Below are 18,759 nucleotides of genomic sequence, written 5' to 3' on the forward strand. Positions count from 1 at the left end.
AGTCACCTTTTCACCCCCTTGGCCGGCGCGTCTTTAACTGGTACTTTTGGATCAGTGGCGATGATGTGAAGATCGATATTTTTCTGCCAGATCAGACGCATGAGTTTTTGGGTGAAAGAACCTTTGATTAAATGCTTCCAGCGCGATTGACGGCTCTCCCCGATCACAATCTGGGTGATTCGTTCCTGTTCGGCCACTTCTGCGATCGCTGATGCCACCTGATAGCTTTTAACCCGTAAGAATTTCCCCTCGAAGTCCCGACATAAACGTTCGCAGGTTTCGATATGTAAAGCCTCCTCTTTGGTGAGAAAGCGATCGGGTTTATCGACGAAAATCACGAAAAATTCCGCATTCATATACCCCGCTATCCGCGCTCCTCGACGTAATAATCGTAAAGAGTTGGGATAGGTGGAAACACAGACTAATACCCGTTCGTGAACGGGACAGAATTGACCGATAAATGTCGAATTACTCGCTTCTTCTTCCACTGTATCGGCCACTTCACGCAGGGCGAGTTCCCGGAGGGCGATTAAATTGCGCCGTCGAAAGAAATTATTTAAAGATGGTTGGATCTTTTCGGGAGTGTAGATTTTTCCCGCTAATAATCTTTCCTCTAGGGTTTCAGCGGTGACATCTACCACGATCACTTCATCAGCTTCCTCCAAAATTCGATCGGGTATTCGCTCCCGCACCACCACCCCAGTGATTCGGGCAACCAGATCGTTTAAACTCTCAATATGCTGGATATTCACGGTCGAGTAAACATCGATTCCCCGGGATAAAATTATCTCCACGTCCTGAAAGCGTTTCTCTCGCTCCGAACCGGGTGCATTCGTGTGGGCCAATTCATCGATCAGACACAGCTGCGGCGAGCGGGCGATAATCGCTTCTGTATCCATTTCCGAGAGAGTGAATCCCTCTTTCTCTAGGATTTTTCTCGGTACGATTTCCAATCCCTCGGCCTTTTCGGCGGTCTCTTTTCTGCCGTGGGTTTCGAGCAGTCCAATCACCACGTCGGTTCCCTGCTTTCTGAGACTATGCCCCTCCTCCAGCATTTTGTAAGTTTTCCCGACTCCCGGAGCCATCCCGATAAAAATTTTATGTCTTCCCCGTCGCACAATTGTCTCCTTTTTGGCAACTTACCTTGTAGATTAATAATGAAAGTGCCTATTGACGGCTCTTCTCGACTTTGTGTGATAATTTTTGCTTATGGAACCCTGAAGTGCTTATTGGGCAAAACTTTTAGGACTATTTTGCGGATATTCTATCGGTATAGACCTCGTTTCCACACAGAAACCAGAAGAGCCTATTGACTAGAGGTAATACCGCGCTGACGTAATTGGTCGATAAAAAATTCTTCGAGGGAAGCACGAGCTAAATTAAGACTAATCAAGCGAGCATCCATACTAGGCAGGGCAGCCAGAAAAGCAGCGGGTTCTCCCTGTAATTGTCCGTGCCAAAAATTATCGCGCCAATGTAAACCGAGTATCCATTGCTGTAGTTGCTCTTCTCTACCCCCTTGAACAATCACCTGATAGACATCAGCACGACCGAGAATTTGATCGAGGGAACCGACACAGAGTAATTCTCCCCGGGCCAACAGGGCAATGCGATCGCAAATTTGTTCCACATCGGAGAGAATATGAGAGTTAAAAAAGATGGTTTTCCCCCGTTGTTTGAGGGATTGAATAATTTCCCGCACTTGATAGCGACCGATAGGGTCCAGTCCCGACATCGGTTCATCGAGAAAGACTAATTCCGGATCATTGATTAATGCTTGAGCTATACCGATCCGTTGCATCATTCCCTTAGAATATTGACGCAATTGTTTTTTCTGGGCAGTTTTGCGGTCTAATCCCACTAAATCCAATAATTCAGGAATGCGTTTTTTCTGCACAGAAGAGGGAATTTGAAAAATGCCGGCGATTAATTGTAGGAATTCCCAGCCGGTGAGATAGTCGTAGTAGTAGGCATTTTCAGGAAGATAGCCGATGCGTTGCCTGACCGAGCGATCGCCAATTGGTTGACCGAGAATCAAGGCCCGTCCGGAAGTGGGTCGGACAATCCCCAAAAGGGTTTTTAAGAGCGTGGTTTTGCCGGCCCCGTTCGGGCCTAATAATCCAAAGGTTTCGCCCTCATGGACAATTAAAGTACAGTTTTTCAAGGATTCGATTTTTTTATTTAACCAGAATCCCGTCCGATAAGTTTTTTGTAAGTTTAACGTCTCTAGCACAGTTTGACGGCTGGTATTCGTCATTGTTTTGGAGTCATCTGAGACAGAATACATGGGTCTGATATCCCTCTTCCTACACTTTGCTTTTATTATCCCCAAATTGTCAGCAGCAATGTCAACAGTATCAAAATAGCCCGGTTTTGGAACCCAGAAAAATTCCAACCGGTCTTGAGAAGGGGTATCAGTGCGGGCTATTGCCAGCTTTCTTCTCTGGCATTGGTGTGCATTAGCCGCTAAAATCTGTTAGACAGGTAACTTTGACACTTGAGCAGCAACTGGTACAATAGTGCGAACGCTTAAGGAAACCAGACTCTTAGACAAACACAGCATGAAACAAATCCTCAATAGCCTCAATTCGCTGACAGTGGCCAGTGTAGCCACTATCGCCTTGGCTTACCCTAGCATCGCTCAAGTTAATCTGTCTGTTTATCCCGCTCCTTCCTCGTCGAACGAATCCATAGAATTATACGTTCCCCCGCCAGAAAACAATAACACCAATAATAATACCTGTACTCAATTGATTGGGGCAAATATCGATAAAATTATCGGTCAAGCTCCCAATCAGTGGGGTATATTAATCGAATCTATTGATCGCCAAACGGTTATTTATAGTCATAACGCCGATCGCTATTTTATCCCTGCTTCTAATACAAAGTTATTTACCACGGCTGCCGCTTTACAAGCGATGAACCCGGAAACGACAATTCAAAAAAAATCCCTGCGCGATTGGGTGAATATCACTAATCAGAGAAGTAATAATTTCTACGCTGACACTCTTTTTCGCTTTATCGGCGGTTCTAAAAGTGTTACTGCCATCTTGGCACAATTGGGCATCAATCCCAGTGGTTTTCGTTTAGCCGATGGTTCAGGATTATCCCGCCGTAATACCGCTACTCCCCGCTCGATCGTGGAAATTTTGCGGGTGATGTATTATTCTCCTAATCGAGACACTTTCTATGCTTCCTTACCGGTAGCGGGAATTAGTGGCACCCTGAGAAACCGAATGCGTCAGACGGCTGCTACTGGCACAGTTTACGCTAAAACTGGCACTCTTACCGGTGTGCGGGCCCTATCGGGTTATCTAGAAAACCCCAACCAAGAACCGATGTTATTTAGCATTATCGTTAATAATCAACGGGTTTCCGGACAGGCTCTGGTGAAAGCGATCGATACTATTGTTCTACAGATGACCCAATCTCGTTCCTGTCAAGCTCAGTAGCTCTCCCGTAAAATACCCATTTGTCCTGACAGTTAGTGAAAACCCGATTGGGTAAGGATTTCCCTTGTGTCTCCCGACTCCTAACTCCTGAATTCTTCTCTATGCAAGAGGTCTAATCCCGGGGCGATTCTCGCGAGTCAATCCGATTTTTTTTTGCGGAACTGATGGCCAAATTCCCTTAACCCGAGATGGGGTTAATAATAGCCATAATCTGCTTCAGTTTGGGTTTGGGTTTGGGGGGAGAGATATTCAAAATTAGAAGGATCTCGCAGAAAACGAAATATTTCTTCTTCGAGACGATGAATTAGATAGGGTTCTATGGAACTAGAATCGCGTAAACAGGCTAAATAGCCTTCTACATATAGCCGGATCTCATCAAAACGCGAGCCACGGTGCCAAAGATCCACCATGTCATCGGTTAGTCTTTGATAGTAACGAATGGATTGGGTATCTTGGAGCATGGGCAGTAGAACAAAAAAAAGAGAGTGGGGGTAAGTGTGTATAGATAATACCAGGGAGAATTGCTATTCTCAGTCTCCCCTATCTCTATTGTACCGACCAAATCGCCAAAACACAGACGAGCGCATTTTCAGTGATCAGTAATCAGTAATCAGTAATCAGTCAGCGCCGGAGCAGGGAGAGGAAGTTTGAGCATTTGTACTAAAATTCCCAATACGCAGTTTAGATGCAGTACAGCTGATCAATCAGGAAAACTAATATTTAGCGATCGCTTGTTGCTCACCTTTTTTGGCTGATTTGGCTGATTTATGGGCTGTTATTGGTTATTCATGGTTTCTTTGTCTTTTTGCCCGTTCAATTTCTGCCTGTAGTGCTGCTATTTGTCGCTGCAATCTTTCGCTTTCGCTATCATTAGCATCAACATTAATTGAGCTTTTTACCCCTATTTTGGCATAGTTTCCCCGGCGAATTTGACGATAGGATTCCGAGTTAAACCATTCCTGTAGATAATGCACTCTTTCCACGGAAAAAGGATGGGTTAAAAAGGAACCATTACCGCCATTATAAATGAGAAATTTATAAATCTGGTTTAAGTTATCTTGGTCTAATTGTCGGTAGGCTTCTCCTTGGCGAATAAATTCTTCTAAGTTGCATTCATGCAGATATTTTTGACTTCCTCCCGCACATTTCATTAAAGTTCTCAGGACTACATTTAAATCATCGCTAACTAATAAAGCGGCTCTGTCTGCGGATAATTCGGCTTTTCTGCGCCATTCATAAAAGGCATAAACTAGACCAGTAGTAATGGCTTTTCCTAGTCCTAAAGTGATGTCTCCAAGCAAATTAGCCGCCCCCATCACCCAAAAAGAAAGTTGAATTAAAATACTATGATCGCATTTTAAATGGCCTAATTCGTGGGCAAGAATTACCCTAATTTCTTCTTCATCTAATAGGTCTAAAAGGGCAGTATTAAAGACTATATAGGGATGTTCCGAACCCAAAGAATAGGCATTGGCTAAAGGGTTTTGACTTACATAAAGATTCGGTTCTGGAGACATATCTAAATCCCGCAGACATTGGCGATAGATGCCGTATAAAGTGGCGTATTGACGAGGACCAACTTTTAAATCATTGCCCATTAATAAAATTTGTTGGGGACGTTCATAGAGATATTCGGAAAAACTTTTCGCTAATAAGTCAAACCCTGGAACTGATCTTAAGGCCTGTTCAGCTTGCTGATCTAGGGGATGTTTAAAAGCTTGACTGGAAATATCAGGATAACTTGGCATATTAATAAAACCTCTTGTAAAAATCAAAAATTGTTGTTAGGGTTAGGAGTCAGGAGTCAGGACAATTAAGAATGAATAATAAGCAATTAAAGGCTCTATTTACATATTTTATGCCATTTGATCCTTATTTTTGCCGTTTTTGAAACCTCAAAAATTAATTATGCAAGAGATTTATAGAACAAAAAAAGTCAAAATTTGTCCTAAATTGATCCTATACAAATGCTTGATACATCTGCAAAATTGCGGATTCCAAAGTTGATTTGATTTCGGTGACATAGAATAGACCTGTGGGAGAAATGAGCTTTTTTCTTGTTAACTATCCTTGGCAACAATTCCTAGATTTGATAACAAAGCTTGGAGGTTAGTTTGCACGGTAGCTGGTTGGTATCTCTTAATAGTTTCTAGGGAATTATCGGCGAGTTTTTGCCACAATTCCATATTATCATAGAGTTCGATCACTGCTTGGGCAAATTCCTCGGCAGTATCGGCAATTAAAACATCTTGGTGGTCAATTAATCCCATACCTTCGGCACCAATTCTTGTGGTAATAGTGGGTAATCCGAGGGAAAGACTTTGACCAATTTTACCCTTCATTCCCGCACCAAATCGCAGGGGAGCAACAAAAATCCGATTCTTTTGAAAATAGGGTTCTACTTCGGGAACATAACCAGTGACAACTACTTGATCATTGGCTAATTCTTTCACTTCATCCTTGAGGTTACTTCCCAATAAATTAACGATAATGTCAGGACGGGATGCCCAAACTAAGGGCATAATTTCTAAACATAACCACTTAACTGCATCAATATTAGGAGGGTGATTGTAGCTACCAATAAATACTAAACCCGATCGCTGGTCAAAGGCAACTTTTTCTGACAGGAAAATTTCTTCATGGATATTGGGGATTACCCAAACATTGTTCACTCCTAAAGAGGATAACACCTGCTTTTCGTCTTCCGTTACTACCACGGTTGCTTCCGCTTGATTAGCATAGTTTAACTCTAATTTCTGATAGGTTTCCCAACTCCAGCTAGTATTTTGATAACTGGGATCGAGATAGTCTTTTTGCCGTTTTAAACGCAGAAAATGCAGGTCAATTGTATCATAAATAATTGGTGCTTTTGTTTTTAAGCGAATTAAATCCATATACTTATCGCACAATTCGGGACGACACAACCAAACTCCATCGATCAGAGGTAAATATTTGATTAATTTTTCTTCTAGATTATATCTTTGCGGTGTGCCATAAATAACTTCAATTCCTAGCTGCTGCAGAACGGAAGTATAGGGTTGTTCAGGATAGCCATTATCGGGAAAGAAAATCACTGAATAGCCTAAATTGAGCAGTAGCTTAAGAATATTTAATAAACGCACACAGCCGGACTCTCGATCGTATAGTGGAACGTAGGAGTCAATGACTAAAATTGTCGGTTTTCCTTGTAAACTTCGGGCAGCTCTGGGTACATTATTAGCATCGTTATCTAGGTGTTTAGTTAATACCTTTGACCATTTTTCTCGAAACTTAGTTTGATTAATAACTTGATATTGTTTGATCCCACTGGAAAGGTCTGTTCCCGAGGTGATTCCTTCGTAGTGAATAACGTTAGATTGGGGTTGATAGAGGACTTGATAACCCAATTCTCGGATGGCAAAACATAAGTCTGTATCTTCGTAATATGCGGGGATAAAGTCTTGACAAAAACCACCTAATTGCTTAAATAAATCCGTAGGAACTAATAAACTAGCCCCCGAACAATAGTCCACGGGACGCACATAATTATATTCTGGTTCATCGGGACTATCTAAGCGTCCATAATTCCAACCATCGGCAGAATTCCAGATAATTCCCCCCGCTTCTTGTTGCTTACTATTAGCATAAATTAACTTAGAACCCACCGCACCAACTTGGGGATTATTGACGATTAATTTTAATAAACTTTCTAGACAATTTTCCAGAATACGAGTGTCGTTATTGAGAAAATATAGGTATTGACCTTTTGCTTGACTAGCTCCATAATTACAGGAACGAATAAAACCAGAGTTTTCTGCATTAGTTAATACTTTGATTCCTTTAACTAAAGTGGCTAATTGTTCTAAGGTTTCATCAGTGGAAGCATCATTAACAATGATTATTTCATAAGCTAGATCAGAACTTAGGTTAACACTCAGGGATTCCAAGCAGTTAAAGGTGTAGGCAAATTGGTTATAAACAGGAATAATAATCGAGACTAAAGGATCATCACTACTGGCAATTTCTAGGGGTCGCGGTTCAGCTAATTTAGCACTTTCGATCACCTGTTCTTCAAATTCAGAGGAACTCTTTCCTGTGAGAATTTTGATAATTTTCCGTTTCGTCTTTTTGAGTGCTGGTTTCCATCCTTCCTCTTGGAGACTAAAGACAAATTTTTTGAGCAGTTTTTTAACTTTAAAAATAATCATTATTGCCATAATTGTAACTATAGAGAAAACCAATCTTGTGCTAAATTTAAATCTCTTTCTGCTCTAACAATAGCTCCTTCCTTTAATTGTTGCTTGAGGTAGTTTCCCTGTTGTTCCATAATATATAATTTAATCGCTTCATTAATTAAATTATTATATTCTTTTTCAGGATAATCACTACTTGCTAACCATCGATCGAGAAGTTGCATAGTATCTTCAGGGAGAGTTATCTGAAGTTGTCTGGCCATTTTGTCTTTCCTAACCATATCTAGACAATAACAATTATAAACCCCTAGAGCGATTTTAGTTGCTGTCGGGATAAATTCTCGGGGCTGCGGCGATTAATTTTTGGGTGTAGGGGTGTTGGGGATGGCTAAAAATCTGTTCAGTGTCACCCATTTCAACAATTTTACCCGCAGTCATCACCGCAATTCGATCGCAGAGGAATCTCGCTAACCAAAGATCATGAGTTATAAATAAATAAGTGAGATTAAATAACTTTTGTAACTCTAACATTAACTCTAAAACCTGTGTCTGGACACTAGCATCGAGCATACTAACCGGTTCATCACAAATAACTAATTCCGGACGAGTAATTAAAGCGCGAGCAATGGCTACCCTTTGCTGTTGTCCTCCCGATAACTCCCTAGGATAGCGTCGATAAAATTCCTCTACCGGTGTTAAACCGACTCGATCTAACATTTCCAAAACCTGTTTTTTAGCCGTTTCTAGACTAATTTTTTGATGAATCAAAAGCGGATCAGCGATACTTTCTCCCACCGTCATTAAAGGATTGAGACAAGCGAGCGGATCCTGAAAAATCATTTGCATTAGGCGCCGTTTTGGACGCATTTTTTCCCCCGACAAAGGTGTTAAATCTTCTCCTAAAAATTCCACTTTTCCCCCAGTGGGTTTAATTAACTGTAATAGGGTTCGCGATAGGGTACTTTTCCCACACCCCGACTCCCCAACTAAACCGAAGATTTCCCCTCGATACAGTTCAAAATTGACTTCATCCACCGCTTTAATAAATTTATTTTCTTTTTTGAAAAAACTATCTAAAAAGTTAACTTCTAGGGTATAATACTGTTTTAAATTATCCACCTTTAACACCGTTTCTTTGCCTTGAATTGCTGTTGATTTTTCCTCCCTTAACTGTAAGTGTAAAGCAGCGGCTAAAAGAGAACGGGTGTAGGGGTGTTGAGGTGTATTAAAAACTGTTTTTACCGCTCCCGATTCGACAATTTTGCCCCCCTTCATCACCGCTAATTGATCGCAATATTCTCCCACCATTGCTAAATCATGGGAAATTAACAATAATCCCATCTGTTCCTCGCTGCATAAACGCTTTAATTCCCGCAGAATTTCCGCCGAAACTGTCACATCTAAACTGGTGGTGGGTTCATCGGCAATAATTAACTTAGGTTCTAATAATAAAGCTAAAGCAATGGCCACTCTTTGCCGCATTCCCCCGCTAAATTCGTGAGGATATTGGAACCAACGATTAGCGGGAATTTTCACTTTTTCTAGGACAGTACAAGCTTGACTTTTAGCTTGACGATAGGTTAAATTTCCTCGATGAGCTTGCAAAGTTTCCACACAATGATCGCCAATAGTCATCAGCGGATCTAGTCGCGTCATCGGATCTTGAAAGACTAACCCCACCGCTTCCCCGCGAAACTTTTCTAACTGTTTGCTAGATAAAGATAAAAGCGATCGCCCTTCAAAGGTAATCTCACCTTCCACGTGAGTGCGATTGGGTAATAACCTTAAAATAGCCTTACCGATGGTCGACTTTCCACAACCAGATTCACCCACTAATCCCAGAGTTTCCCCTTTGCCTATACTAAAAGACACCCCATCGATCGCCCAAGCGGGAGAACTTAATTCTGTCGGGTAGGCAATTTTTAGGTCTTTAATTTCCAACATGACGCGATCGGTAACGATAAAAGTTAGGACTTAAGTAAGTAGTTATAATTAAATCGAAGATAGATTTTGCCTCTGATCCCCCCTGCCCCCCTTGATAAGGGGGGTGCCGATCCCCCCTGCCCCCCTTGATAAGGGGGGTGCCGATCCCCCCTTAGTCCCCCCTTGATAAGGGGGGGCATCTGATAATTTTTAACGCCTACCTACTTAGGGTCAAGTATGCCACACAAACGGCGATCGAGCATTTAATTACTAATCGACAACTGACCCTAACAAAACCCGACAATACCCCTTTAAAGTCGCCACTCGCTCGCTAATTATCTGTAAACGTTTCTCCCGTCCTTGCCGCGCCGAGGCCAAAAATAACCAATCCGTCTCCAGCAATCGCCACGATCGATATAGTTCCGTCTGGAGCGCGCGCCAACGATTAGCCACCTCTGGGCTGAAATTGTCATCATTTAGTGACAATATCTCCCCTTCTAGACAGGTTTGTAAAGCTTGAAAAGATTGTAACCCCGTGGAAGCATCCCCATCTAGAAGGGCAAGACTGAAATCCTCCAGTTTTCTTAACAAAGATTTGTAGGCTTGATGGTAATTTGTCGGTAGCATCCAATACAAAGAGCGTTAGAATTTGTTACATAAGATTAACGATTTGCCGTCACGGTTGCAAGTCCTCTCTCCTCCCAACCAGAGACAAAAACTTAAAAGAATCGCATCCTTTTCGCCGATAAGTCCGATTCTAGTGTTAGAGAATTAAGCAATCTGCCATCCCTTCGGCCTAATAGTTTTCTAGTTATCCGTCTCCACCACCCCTATTATCCCCCCGATCTAACCATGAACGCCATCACTGCCACCCAACCAGAAACCCTCACCGTCCTTCCCCGGGACACGGAACCGAAAAAAGCGTTAGTTTTACCCGATTGGCTGAAAGAATGCCTAATTACCTACGAAAACGACCCCCAGAATCCCGATAGCGATTTAATCTGTAAGGCCTTTAATTTCGCCCATAAACTCCACGAAGGCCAGTATCGCAAATCCGGGGAACCCTATATCGCCCATCCCATAGCTGTAGCGGGATTACTGCGGGATCTGGGGGGTGATGGGGCAATGATCGCGGCGGGATTCCTTCACGATGTGGTGGAAGATACGGAAGTCACCCCCGAAGAAATCGAGGACAGATTCGGTGTCGAGGTGCGTAATTTGGTGGAAGCGGTGACAAAACTCTCCAAATTCAACTTTTCTAGTAAAACTGAACGGCAGGCGGAGAATTTTCGCCGAATGTTCCTGGCGATGGCTCAAGATATCCGCGTCATCGTGGTAAAATTAGCCGATCGCCTGCACAATATGCAAACCCTCGAACACCTTAACCCGCAACAGCAGCAACGCATTGCCCTCGAAACTAGAGAAATCTTTGCTCCTCTGGCTAACCGTTTAGGGATTGGGCGATTTAAATGGGAATTAGAGGATTTATGCTTTAAATACCTCGAACCCGATGCTTATCGCACCGTGCAGTTATTGGTGTCGGAAAAACGTATCGATCGAGAGGCCCGCATCGAAACCGTTACTAACACATTGCGGGAAAAATTGCAAGAAATTGGCATAAAAGTTCTTGATTTGCAAGGTCGCCCCAAACATCTCTACGGCATCTATCATAAAATGCACAATCAGGGTAAAGAATTCGAGCAGATTTATGATATTGCCGCCGTCCGCATTATCGTCGAAACTAAAGAGGAATGTTATCGTTGTTTAGCCGTAGTTCACGACCAATTTACCCCGATTCCCAACCGTTTTAAAGACTATATCGGTTTACCAAAAGCTAACCGTTATCAATCCCTCCATACCACCGTTGTTGGTTTAAATGCCCGTCCCCTAGAAGTGCAGATTCGCACCCTAGAAATGCACCGTGTTGCTGAATACGGGATTGCAGCCCATTGGAAGTATAAAGAAACCGGTTCTAGTCAGACAACTTTAACCGCCGAGGATGAAAAATTCGCTTGGCTGCGTAATCTTCTCGACTGGCAAAAAGACCTTAAAGATGGCCAAGAATACATGGATGGCCTCAAAAATAATTTCTTTGAAGAAGATATCTATGTTTTCACCCCCAAAGGTGATGTGGTGGCCCTGGCCCAAGGTGCGACACCGGTAGATTTTGCCTATCATATTCATAGCGAAGTAGGTAATCAGATGAAAGGGGCAAGAATTAATGGTAAATGGTCAGTTCTTGATGCTCCCTTGCAAAATGGTGATCTGGTGGAAATTCTCACCAGCAAAAATAGTCACCCTAGTTTAGATTGGTTAAATTTTGTCGTTACTCCTAGCGCCAGAAATCGCATCCGGCAATGGTACAAAAAATCGCGCCGAGAAGAAAATATTAGCCGGGGTCGTGATTTATTAGAGAAAGAATTGGGTAAAACTGGCTTCGATGCCCTGCTAAAATCGGAACGAATGCAATCGGTGGCTAAACAGTGCAATTATGTGGCAGTAGATGATTTATTGGCGGCTTTGGGTTACGGCGAAGTTACCCTAAAAAATGTGGTTAATCGTCTGCAAGAAACAGTTAAAAATCAACAGGAAATTTTAACCGTCAAAAATCCGCCCGATGTCCTGACTGATTCCCAATTGATTCTACCACCTTCTCCCGTTCAAAGGGCTTTACCCGTTAGTAAATCACCGATCGCCGGTGTGGAGGGATTAGTCTATCGTTTGGCCGGTTGTTGTTGTCCTTTACCAGGGGAAAATATCACCGGTATAGTTGCCCATGCGGGGGAAGGTATTGTTATTCACCGTCAGGGCTGCTCGAATGTGGAAAAAGCCGAAGCTGAACGCTTAATTCCTGTTAGTTGGAACCCTATAGATGACCAGGGACGTTATCAAACTTATCCAGTAAATATTCAGATTGAAGTGATCGATCGCGTCGGGGTTTTAAAAGATATTCTCTCTCGTTTAAGTGACCAAAATATTAACGTTCGCAATGCCGGAGTTAAGACTAATTTCGGTAAACCCGCTTTAATTTCTCTGAAAATTGAAGTAAAAGACCTGCAACAATTTGAACGCTGTGTTATTCAAATTAAGCTGATGAGCGATATTTTAAACGTTCGTCGCATCAGTCAGGTAAAAAGCGATCGAGAGTAAGTTAAACCTAAAATTTCTGCTAATATCCCCCAAACCCCGGAGCGCCTTAGCTGTTGAAGTGCGATGCTGACACTGACTAAAACCACGAGGGCAATATCTGCACTTTTTGTCACCGAACAACGTAGGATCGATAATTAATCTGAGCGCAAAAATCCCTATGTTATTATCCCTACTCTCAGTCATCAGTTTTCTGATTAGTTTTCTGGTGGTTGCCCTGATTAAACAACGTTTTAGTCAACAATTGTTAGATATTCCCAATGAGCGTAGCAGCCATAGTCAACCCACACCTAGGGGAGGTGGACTCGGTTTTGTCGTTGCTTTTGCTCTGACCAGCAGCCTCAGTTATTTTCTCCTTTCTCCTTCCCTACCTCTCATTCCCCTGTGGTTATCCCTGACTCCTTTAATTATTATCGGCCTTCTCGATGATCGTCGCGGTATTCCCTCTAGTATTCGCTATTTGGTGCAGTTATCCTCCGCTAGTATTGCGGTCACTTTTTTCGGTGCTTTTCCCCAATCTTGGCTATTAGATTTAGGTTTTGGCGGCAAAATTTTAGCTATTATTCTCACAATTATCGGACTGACTGCGATCATTAACTTTTATAATTTTATGGATGGTCTTGATGGTTTGGTGGCTGGCTGTACGGCGGTACAATTAGGATTTCTCGCTCTCTATTTTCAGGAACCAATTTTATGGCTTTTAGTGGCAGCTTTAGTCGGTTTTCTCCTCTGGAATTGGTCGCCAGCGAAAATTTTTATGGGCGATGTGGGTAGCACCAGTCTGGGGGCAATTGTCCCTATGGTTTTACTTAATAACCAGGTCAATCAAGGTCAAGCTTGGTCAGCTTTGACTATCACTTTACCTCTGATTGGTGATGCTATTTATACCCTGATTTGTCGATTATTCAGAAAGGAAAATATCTTCCAAGCTCACCGCAGTCACCTTTATCAAAGATTACAAAAGTCTGGCTTGTCTCATTCACAAGTAGCGATTATTTATATGGCGGTAACTCTCCTGATTGCTATTAGTATTAACTACTTAGGAAACCTAGGAGCATGGCTGAGTTTACCTCTGATTCTAGGATTAATTGTTCTCGGAGAAATTTATCTGAACAAGAGAGTTAGCGAGCAGAATTTAGCGGTGACAAGAAAAGAATAAATTTTTTATTGCTATGGTTCCTAGAGTTAAATCAAGAGAATGTTATACTAAATCCTCTTGAAAGATTATAGGAAACGGGGGGTAAGGAGCATAAGTAATCACTCAAATAGTTATTGGCTAAAGTCTTTTATTTTACTCAAAAACTGATGGTTTTAATCTGGCAAAAACAGAGCTATTCATCTATTATCCCTCCTAACCAAGAGAAAAGAAAAAATTAATACTTATCGGCCAGGGTTAGCTGATATGATTAGGGAGATGACTATCATTCCAAAGTCAATGAGCGCAAGAACATTATTCGATAAAGTCTGGGACGCACACACGGTTAAGATTCTTCCCAGTGGACAGACACAATTATTTATCGGACTGCATCTAGTGCATGAAGTCACCAGTCCGCAAGCTTTTTCGATGCTAAGAGAAAGGGGTTTAAAAGTATTATTTCCCAGACGGACTATTGCCACCGTCGATCACATCGTCCCCACCGAAAATCAGGCGCGTCCTTTCCTTGACGATTTGGCCGAGGAAATGATCCGGGCGATCGAAACTAATGTTCAAACCAATCATATTCCTTTCTACGGCATCGGTTCCGGCAATCAGGGCATAGTTCATGTGATCGCTCCCGAACAAGGCCTAACTCAACCCGGGATGACGATCGCCTGTGGTGACTCCCACACCTCCACCCACGGTGCTTTTGGTGCGATCGCTTTTGGCATCGGCACTTCCCAAGTGCGCGATGTTCTTGCTACCCAAACCCTATCCCTATCGAAATTAAAAGTGCGTCGAGTGGAGGTAAACGGCGATTTAAATCCCGGGGTCTATGCTAAAGATGTAATTCTTCATATTATCCGTCAATTAGGCGTCAAAGGCGGTGTTGGTTATGCCTACGAGTACGCTGGTAGTACAATTGAACGGATGTCCATGGAAGAAAGGATGACGATTTGTAACATGGCGATCGAAGGTGGGGCCCGATGTGGTTATATCAACCCCGATCAAATCACCTACGATTACCTCAAAGGTCGTGATTTTGCGCCCAAAGACTGGGAAAGTGCGGTTAATTGGTGGGAAAGCATTAAAAGCGATGCCGATGCGGTTTATGACGATGTGGTGGTCTTCGATGCCGGTGAAATCGAACCCACAGTTACTTGGGGGATTACTCCGGGCCAAGGAATCGGGGTTAACGAAGTCATTCCCACTCCCGAAAGTTTACCGGCAAGTGAAAGAGCGATCGCAGAGGAAGCCTATCAATACATGAAACTCACCCCCGGCACCCCGATTAAAGGCACAAAAATCGATGTCTGCTTCGTCGGTAGCTGTACTAACGGCCGGATCAGTGATCTGCGCGAAGCGGCCAAATTTGCCCAAGGTCATCGTGTTGCCCCCCATGTGAAAGCTTTTATCGTCCCCGGTTCCGAAAGAGTCAAAAAACAGGCGGAAGCGGAAGGATTAGACCAAATTTTCCTAGCATCGGGCTTTGAATGGCGCGAGGCTGGCTGTTCCATGTGTTTAGCCATGAATCCCGATAAATTGCAGGGAGATCAGATCAGCGCTTCCTCCTCCAATCGTAACTTTAAAGGTCGTCAAGGTTCCGCTTCCGGGCGTACTTTGTTGATGAGTCCGGCGATGGTGGTAGCGGCAGCGATTAAAGGGGAAGTCACCGATCCCAGGGAGTTGTTAAATTAAATAGGGTTTGCAGCAAAAAGTTTGTTGCTGGAGTCAGGAGATAGGGTGATAGGGTTTTGGGGTGATAGGGTTTTGGGGTGATAGGGTGATGAGACAGCTTCCCCACTTCCCCACTTCCCCACTTCCCCACTTCCCCACTTCCCCACTTCCCCACTTCATAATTCATACTTTGTGCTTTTTGTCAAAAAAACTTTTTTTTTGCAATAAAACTACATAAAAAAAAGATCATCGTTGTGGGTGAAATTGACTGATTTACCCGTTTTAATTAGGATCACCTTCTAGGTGTGGCAAGGGTTTCAACCATTGCTGCCCAAAAAAGCACAGAATAACCCATTATGAAATTCTATCAAATCGCTGTTACCATCATAACGTCGTTGTTAAATAAAAATATTTCTCAATTAATTCTTAAGAATTTATAAATATTGCGGAATGTTAATTTAAATATTCTCAAGTTTTTGCAGTAAATCAATAAAATTTAGTTATCTTTGTCCAACATTGGGTTAGAAGTCAGGAGTCAGGAGTCAGGAGATAGAGTGATAGGGTTTTGGGGTGATAGGGTGATAGGGATTTAGGGGTTTAGGGAAATTTCAGCCAAATGCTTCACTTCCCCACTTCCCCACTTCCCCACTCCCCCACCTCCCACTTCCCACACCCCACTTCCCTACTTCTCACTCTATTTTAATTTGACTGCCATAATTGCCAAGCTTTAACGAGATTTCCCCCCATCAAGGCAGCCACTGCATTTAAAGTCTTAATTTCCTCACTATCGGGATTTAATTGTCTAGCTTGATCTAAGACTTTTTGGGCCGCTTGCGGTTGCCAATCGTAGAGATAAATAAAACCTTGATAAGCATAATGATAGGGATTATAGGGGTCAATTTTAATCATTTCCTCCGTGGCTTTTATTGCCCCTGCCACATCCTGTTGTAGTACCTTAGAAATTGCTAATCCGTAGGCTAAAGATAATTTATCGGGGGGATTTTGTTGCTGTAAACGATAGGAAAAAGCTTTGTCTGCTTGCAGCACATAATCCTGAATCGAATCGTATTGATTGATACGATTAGTTAACTCAAAAATTGGTTCAACACCTGTTAATCCTTGACCAATATTAGCAGACTTTAAGCGCAATTGGGTGACTAAATCTAATTGGGGCGTTGCTAACTTGGCAACTTGAGGATCGATGGTAATTTCAGCATTAGTTTTAATCGGATAGGTTTCGCCAGTTTCCCGATTGAGATAGACAGCAGATAAGCGATAAACTCCGGGGGTTGCTGCCGACTGCATGGCAGTTTTTTCAGTGACTTCAAAACTATTTTGTTGCTCTTCTGGAGTTAATTTTTTTGCCATTAATCCCCCCATAGCAATACCATGATCGTGCATCCAATAATCCTTACCGTCCACTTCTTGCCAAGTTAAAATTACTATCCCTGACTTTAATTGTTGCCAGTCTCCAGCCCATTTGTAAACCACAGGAATTGGTTGATTAGGAGATGCTTTTTCAGCAATGGCAATCTCTCTTAATTCCACCTGTTTTGGCGCATTTTCAAGGGTTTTAACCGTGACGGAAGGATATATTTTTCGGTGTAGGGACAGGGTACTATCATCCGGTAACTGCCAAGTTTTCTCTACTTGGAAATCTGAACCAGTGGCGACTCGATTAACAATTTTTTTCTGGACATCGGGGACGGAACCCTGTTCACCAGTTTTAGTTAAAAACCAATCTAAAGAATTGACATCCTTTTCGATATCTTCTTCCCTAACTCCCACCTGTCTCCCAGCAACCTGGAAATTATGTTTACCACCGTAGAAAGAGAAGGTATGTTGATTTAATTCGGGGGTGGAAGGTAAAACCCCTAGGGTGCTGCGAAGATAGGGAGAATCGGCTAGAATCTCTTTAACTACTTCTTCGTGCTGCCAACCAGTTTTTAAATAGGGATGGTGTTGTAATTCGGGACTGAAAACATTAGTAATTACATCTCCCCCCAAGGGGAATAAATTTAAGCTGGTGAGGATAGCGGCAATAGTTATCGTTCCCCAACGGATACCAGATCCAAAACGACCGCGCCAAGATAATAAACCAACGGATAAAATTAAGGATAAAGTCGGTAAAAGCGGCAAAATATAACGAGCATCTTTATTGATATTGAGGGATGATAATAGGTATCCCCCCAGCAGAAAAACTCCTAACCAAATCCACACAGGACGATTAACCTTATCTTCGGTTTTTATATGGCGTAAGGAGATTAATAATCCCACCACGGGAACTAATAATAATACCCAGGAAAGAAAATAGGGTAAAACTTGCGCGTAAAATGTCCAGGCATCTGGACTGGTAAGAGGCGGATCTCCCTCCAAAATCGCCGAATCTACCGTGGCACGTTTGCCCGCGGTTAACATTAATAACCAATTCGTCCGATACCAGGGAAACATTAACAATGCTGCCGTCAAAAAACTGAGCATTAATTGCGCTAGATTACCCCAACGTTTTCGCCAAAGATTTTCGCCCAATACCCACAAAATCGGCAAAAAGAGGAAAAATAGGGCGGTTTGTTTGACTAACATCCCTAAACCGAAAGAAATCCCGAAAGCGATCGCTTTTAGCCAGCCATGACCACTAAATCGCCACCATGTCAAGCAGAAGTAAGAAAACGTTACAATTGCCGCTAAGGGAAAATCTAAGAGATATTCGAGGCGATAATAGTATAAACCGGGTAGAAATTGACAGATTAAGACCGCCCATAAAGCCACAGTCCCATTAAAGAGGATAATTCCCAATCCGTACACAGAAAAGAGCAGTAGGGCGCTATAGATAGCCATTACCCACATACCCGCGTCAAGGCTAATACCAAAGAGATTAAAGAAGGGAATCGTTAAAAGATAGGTTAAAGGGGGAATTTTTGGCGACATTAGCCATAAACCGCGCCACCAATCCCCATCAAACCAGCGCGGATTTTGGAAAGCTTGGGTATAGATAATCCCACCGTTGAGATAATCGGCCTGATCCCAAGCAGGAATAGTATGATCGAGACTAAACCAGAATCTATCGACTAATACCCCCAATATCCAAATAATAGTGACAATAATTAATTCCTGTCTCCTATCTAGCGATCGCTTCAAAATGACTCTCCCTCGGACAACTCTCAATTATTCTGCCACGCTCTCAAGCGACCCTGAAAAAATCGCCAGCGAGAAACACCAGATCGATCGGGTAAAATAAAGATTTAGTGAA

Annotated in this window: 14 protein-coding genes; 4 read left to right on the forward strand and 10 right to left on the reverse strand. The window is 42.7% G+C overall.

Features of this window, described 5'->3' with window-relative positions; genetic code table 11:
* Positions 1 to 2: 2 nt before the first annotated feature.
* Both VL20_RS06160 and VL20_RS06165 read right to left on the reverse strand, forming a co-directional pair.
* Complete coding sequence (locus VL20_RS06160) at positions 3 to 1,118, reverse strand: universal stress protein (protein WP_052275944.1); 1,116 nt, start codon at positions 1,116 to 1,118, stop codon at positions 3 to 5.
* Between the two features lie 188 nt (positions 1,119 to 1,306).
* Positions 1,307 to 2,287, reverse strand: a complete 981-nt coding sequence (locus tag VL20_RS06165; protein WP_052275945.1) for an ABC transporter ATP-binding protein — start codon at positions 2,285 to 2,287, stop codon at positions 1,307 to 1,309.
* 274 nt (positions 2,288 to 2,561) lie between these two features.
* On the opposite strand from VL20_RS06165, the gene dacB reads away from it, so the two are divergent.
* Positions 2,562 to 3,452, forward strand: a complete 891-nt coding sequence (gene dacB, locus VL20_RS06170) for a D-alanyl-D-alanine carboxypeptidase/D-alanyl-D-alanine endopeptidase (protein ID WP_002787010.1) — start codon at positions 2,562 to 2,564, stop codon at positions 3,450 to 3,452.
* A 194-nt stretch (positions 3,453 to 3,646) separates the two neighbouring features.
* Here dacB and VL20_RS06175 read toward each other — a convergent pair whose 3' ends face one another.
* From VL20_RS06175 to patD, 6 genes are all read right to left on the reverse strand, one after another.
* Positions 3,647 to 3,913 (reverse strand): DUF6761 family protein, encoded by a 267-nt coding sequence (locus tag VL20_RS06175; RefSeq protein WP_002739044.1) that lies wholly within the window; start codon positions 3,911 to 3,913, stop codon positions 3,647 to 3,649.
* Between the two features lie 321 nt (positions 3,914 to 4,234).
* Positions 4,235 to 5,200, reverse strand: a complete 966-nt coding sequence (locus tag VL20_RS06180; protein ID WP_052275946.1) for a M48 family metallopeptidase — start codon at positions 5,198 to 5,200, stop codon at positions 4,235 to 4,237.
* 312 nt (positions 5,201 to 5,512) lie between these two features.
* Positions 5,513 to 7,648 carry a glycosyltransferase gene (locus VL20_RS06185; protein ID WP_052275947.1) on the reverse strand — a complete coding sequence of 712 codons (2,136 nt, stop codon included), beginning with the start codon at positions 7,646 to 7,648 and terminating at the stop codon, positions 5,513 to 5,515.
* Between the two features lie 8 nt (positions 7,649 to 7,656).
* Complete coding sequence (locus tag VL20_RS06190; protein WP_052275948.1) at positions 7,657 to 7,887, reverse strand: hypothetical protein; 231 nt, start codon at positions 7,885 to 7,887, stop codon at positions 7,657 to 7,659.
* A 55-nt stretch (positions 7,888 to 7,942) separates the two neighbouring features.
* Positions 7,943 to 9,568, reverse strand: a complete 1,626-nt coding sequence (locus VL20_RS06195; RefSeq protein WP_052275949.1) for a dipeptide ABC transporter ATP-binding protein — start codon at positions 9,566 to 9,568, stop codon at positions 7,943 to 7,945.
* 249 nt (positions 9,569 to 9,817) lie between these two features.
* Entirely contained in the window at positions 9,818 to 10,174 is a 357-nt protein-coding gene (gene patD / locus VL20_RS06200; protein WP_002759645.1) for a heterocyst frequency control protein PatD, read from the reverse strand.
* A gap of 225 nt (positions 10,175 to 10,399) precedes the next feature.
* Here patD and VL20_RS06205 point away from each other — a divergent pair, with 225 nt between their 5' ends.
* The 3 genes from VL20_RS06205 to leuC all read left to right on the forward strand — a co-directional run bounded on the left by VL20_RS06205 (position 10,400) and on the right by leuC (position 15,530).
* Positions 10,400 to 12,697, forward strand: a complete 2,298-nt coding sequence (locus VL20_RS06205) for a RelA/SpoT family protein (RefSeq protein WP_052275950.1) — start codon at positions 10,400 to 10,402, stop codon at positions 12,695 to 12,697.
* Positions 12,698 to 12,854: 157 nt separating this feature from the next.
* Complete coding sequence (locus VL20_RS06210; protein WP_052275951.1) at positions 12,855 to 13,853, forward strand: MraY family glycosyltransferase; 999 nt, start codon at positions 12,855 to 12,857, stop codon at positions 13,851 to 13,853.
* 276 nt (positions 13,854 to 14,129) lie between these two features.
* Positions 14,130 to 15,530 (forward strand): 3-isopropylmalate dehydratase large subunit, encoded by a 1,401-nt coding sequence (leuC, locus tag VL20_RS06215; protein WP_052275952.1) that lies wholly within the window; start codon positions 14,130 to 14,132, stop codon positions 15,528 to 15,530.
* Here leuC and VL20_RS31020 read toward each other — a convergent pair.
* Positions 15,502 to 15,696: a hypothetical protein gene (locus tag VL20_RS31020; RefSeq protein ID WP_158499318.1), complete on the reverse strand. Its 195-nt coding sequence runs from the start codon at positions 15,694 to 15,696 to the stop codon at positions 15,502 to 15,504. The genes leuC and VL20_RS31020 overlap by 29 nt on opposite strands.
* A 512-nt stretch (positions 15,697 to 16,208) precedes the next feature.
* Positions 16,209 to 18,647, reverse strand: coding sequence for a phospholipid carrier-dependent glycosyltransferase (locus VL20_RS06220; RefSeq protein WP_052275953.1), 2,439 nt, complete (start codon positions 18,645 to 18,647; stop codon positions 16,209 to 16,211).
* Positions 18,648 to 18,759 lie beyond the last annotated feature (112 nt).

Source organism: Microcystis panniformis FACHB-1757 (assembly GCF_001264245.1).
Lineage (GTDB): Bacteria > Cyanobacteriota > Cyanobacteriia > Cyanobacteriales > Microcystaceae > Microcystis > Microcystis panniformis.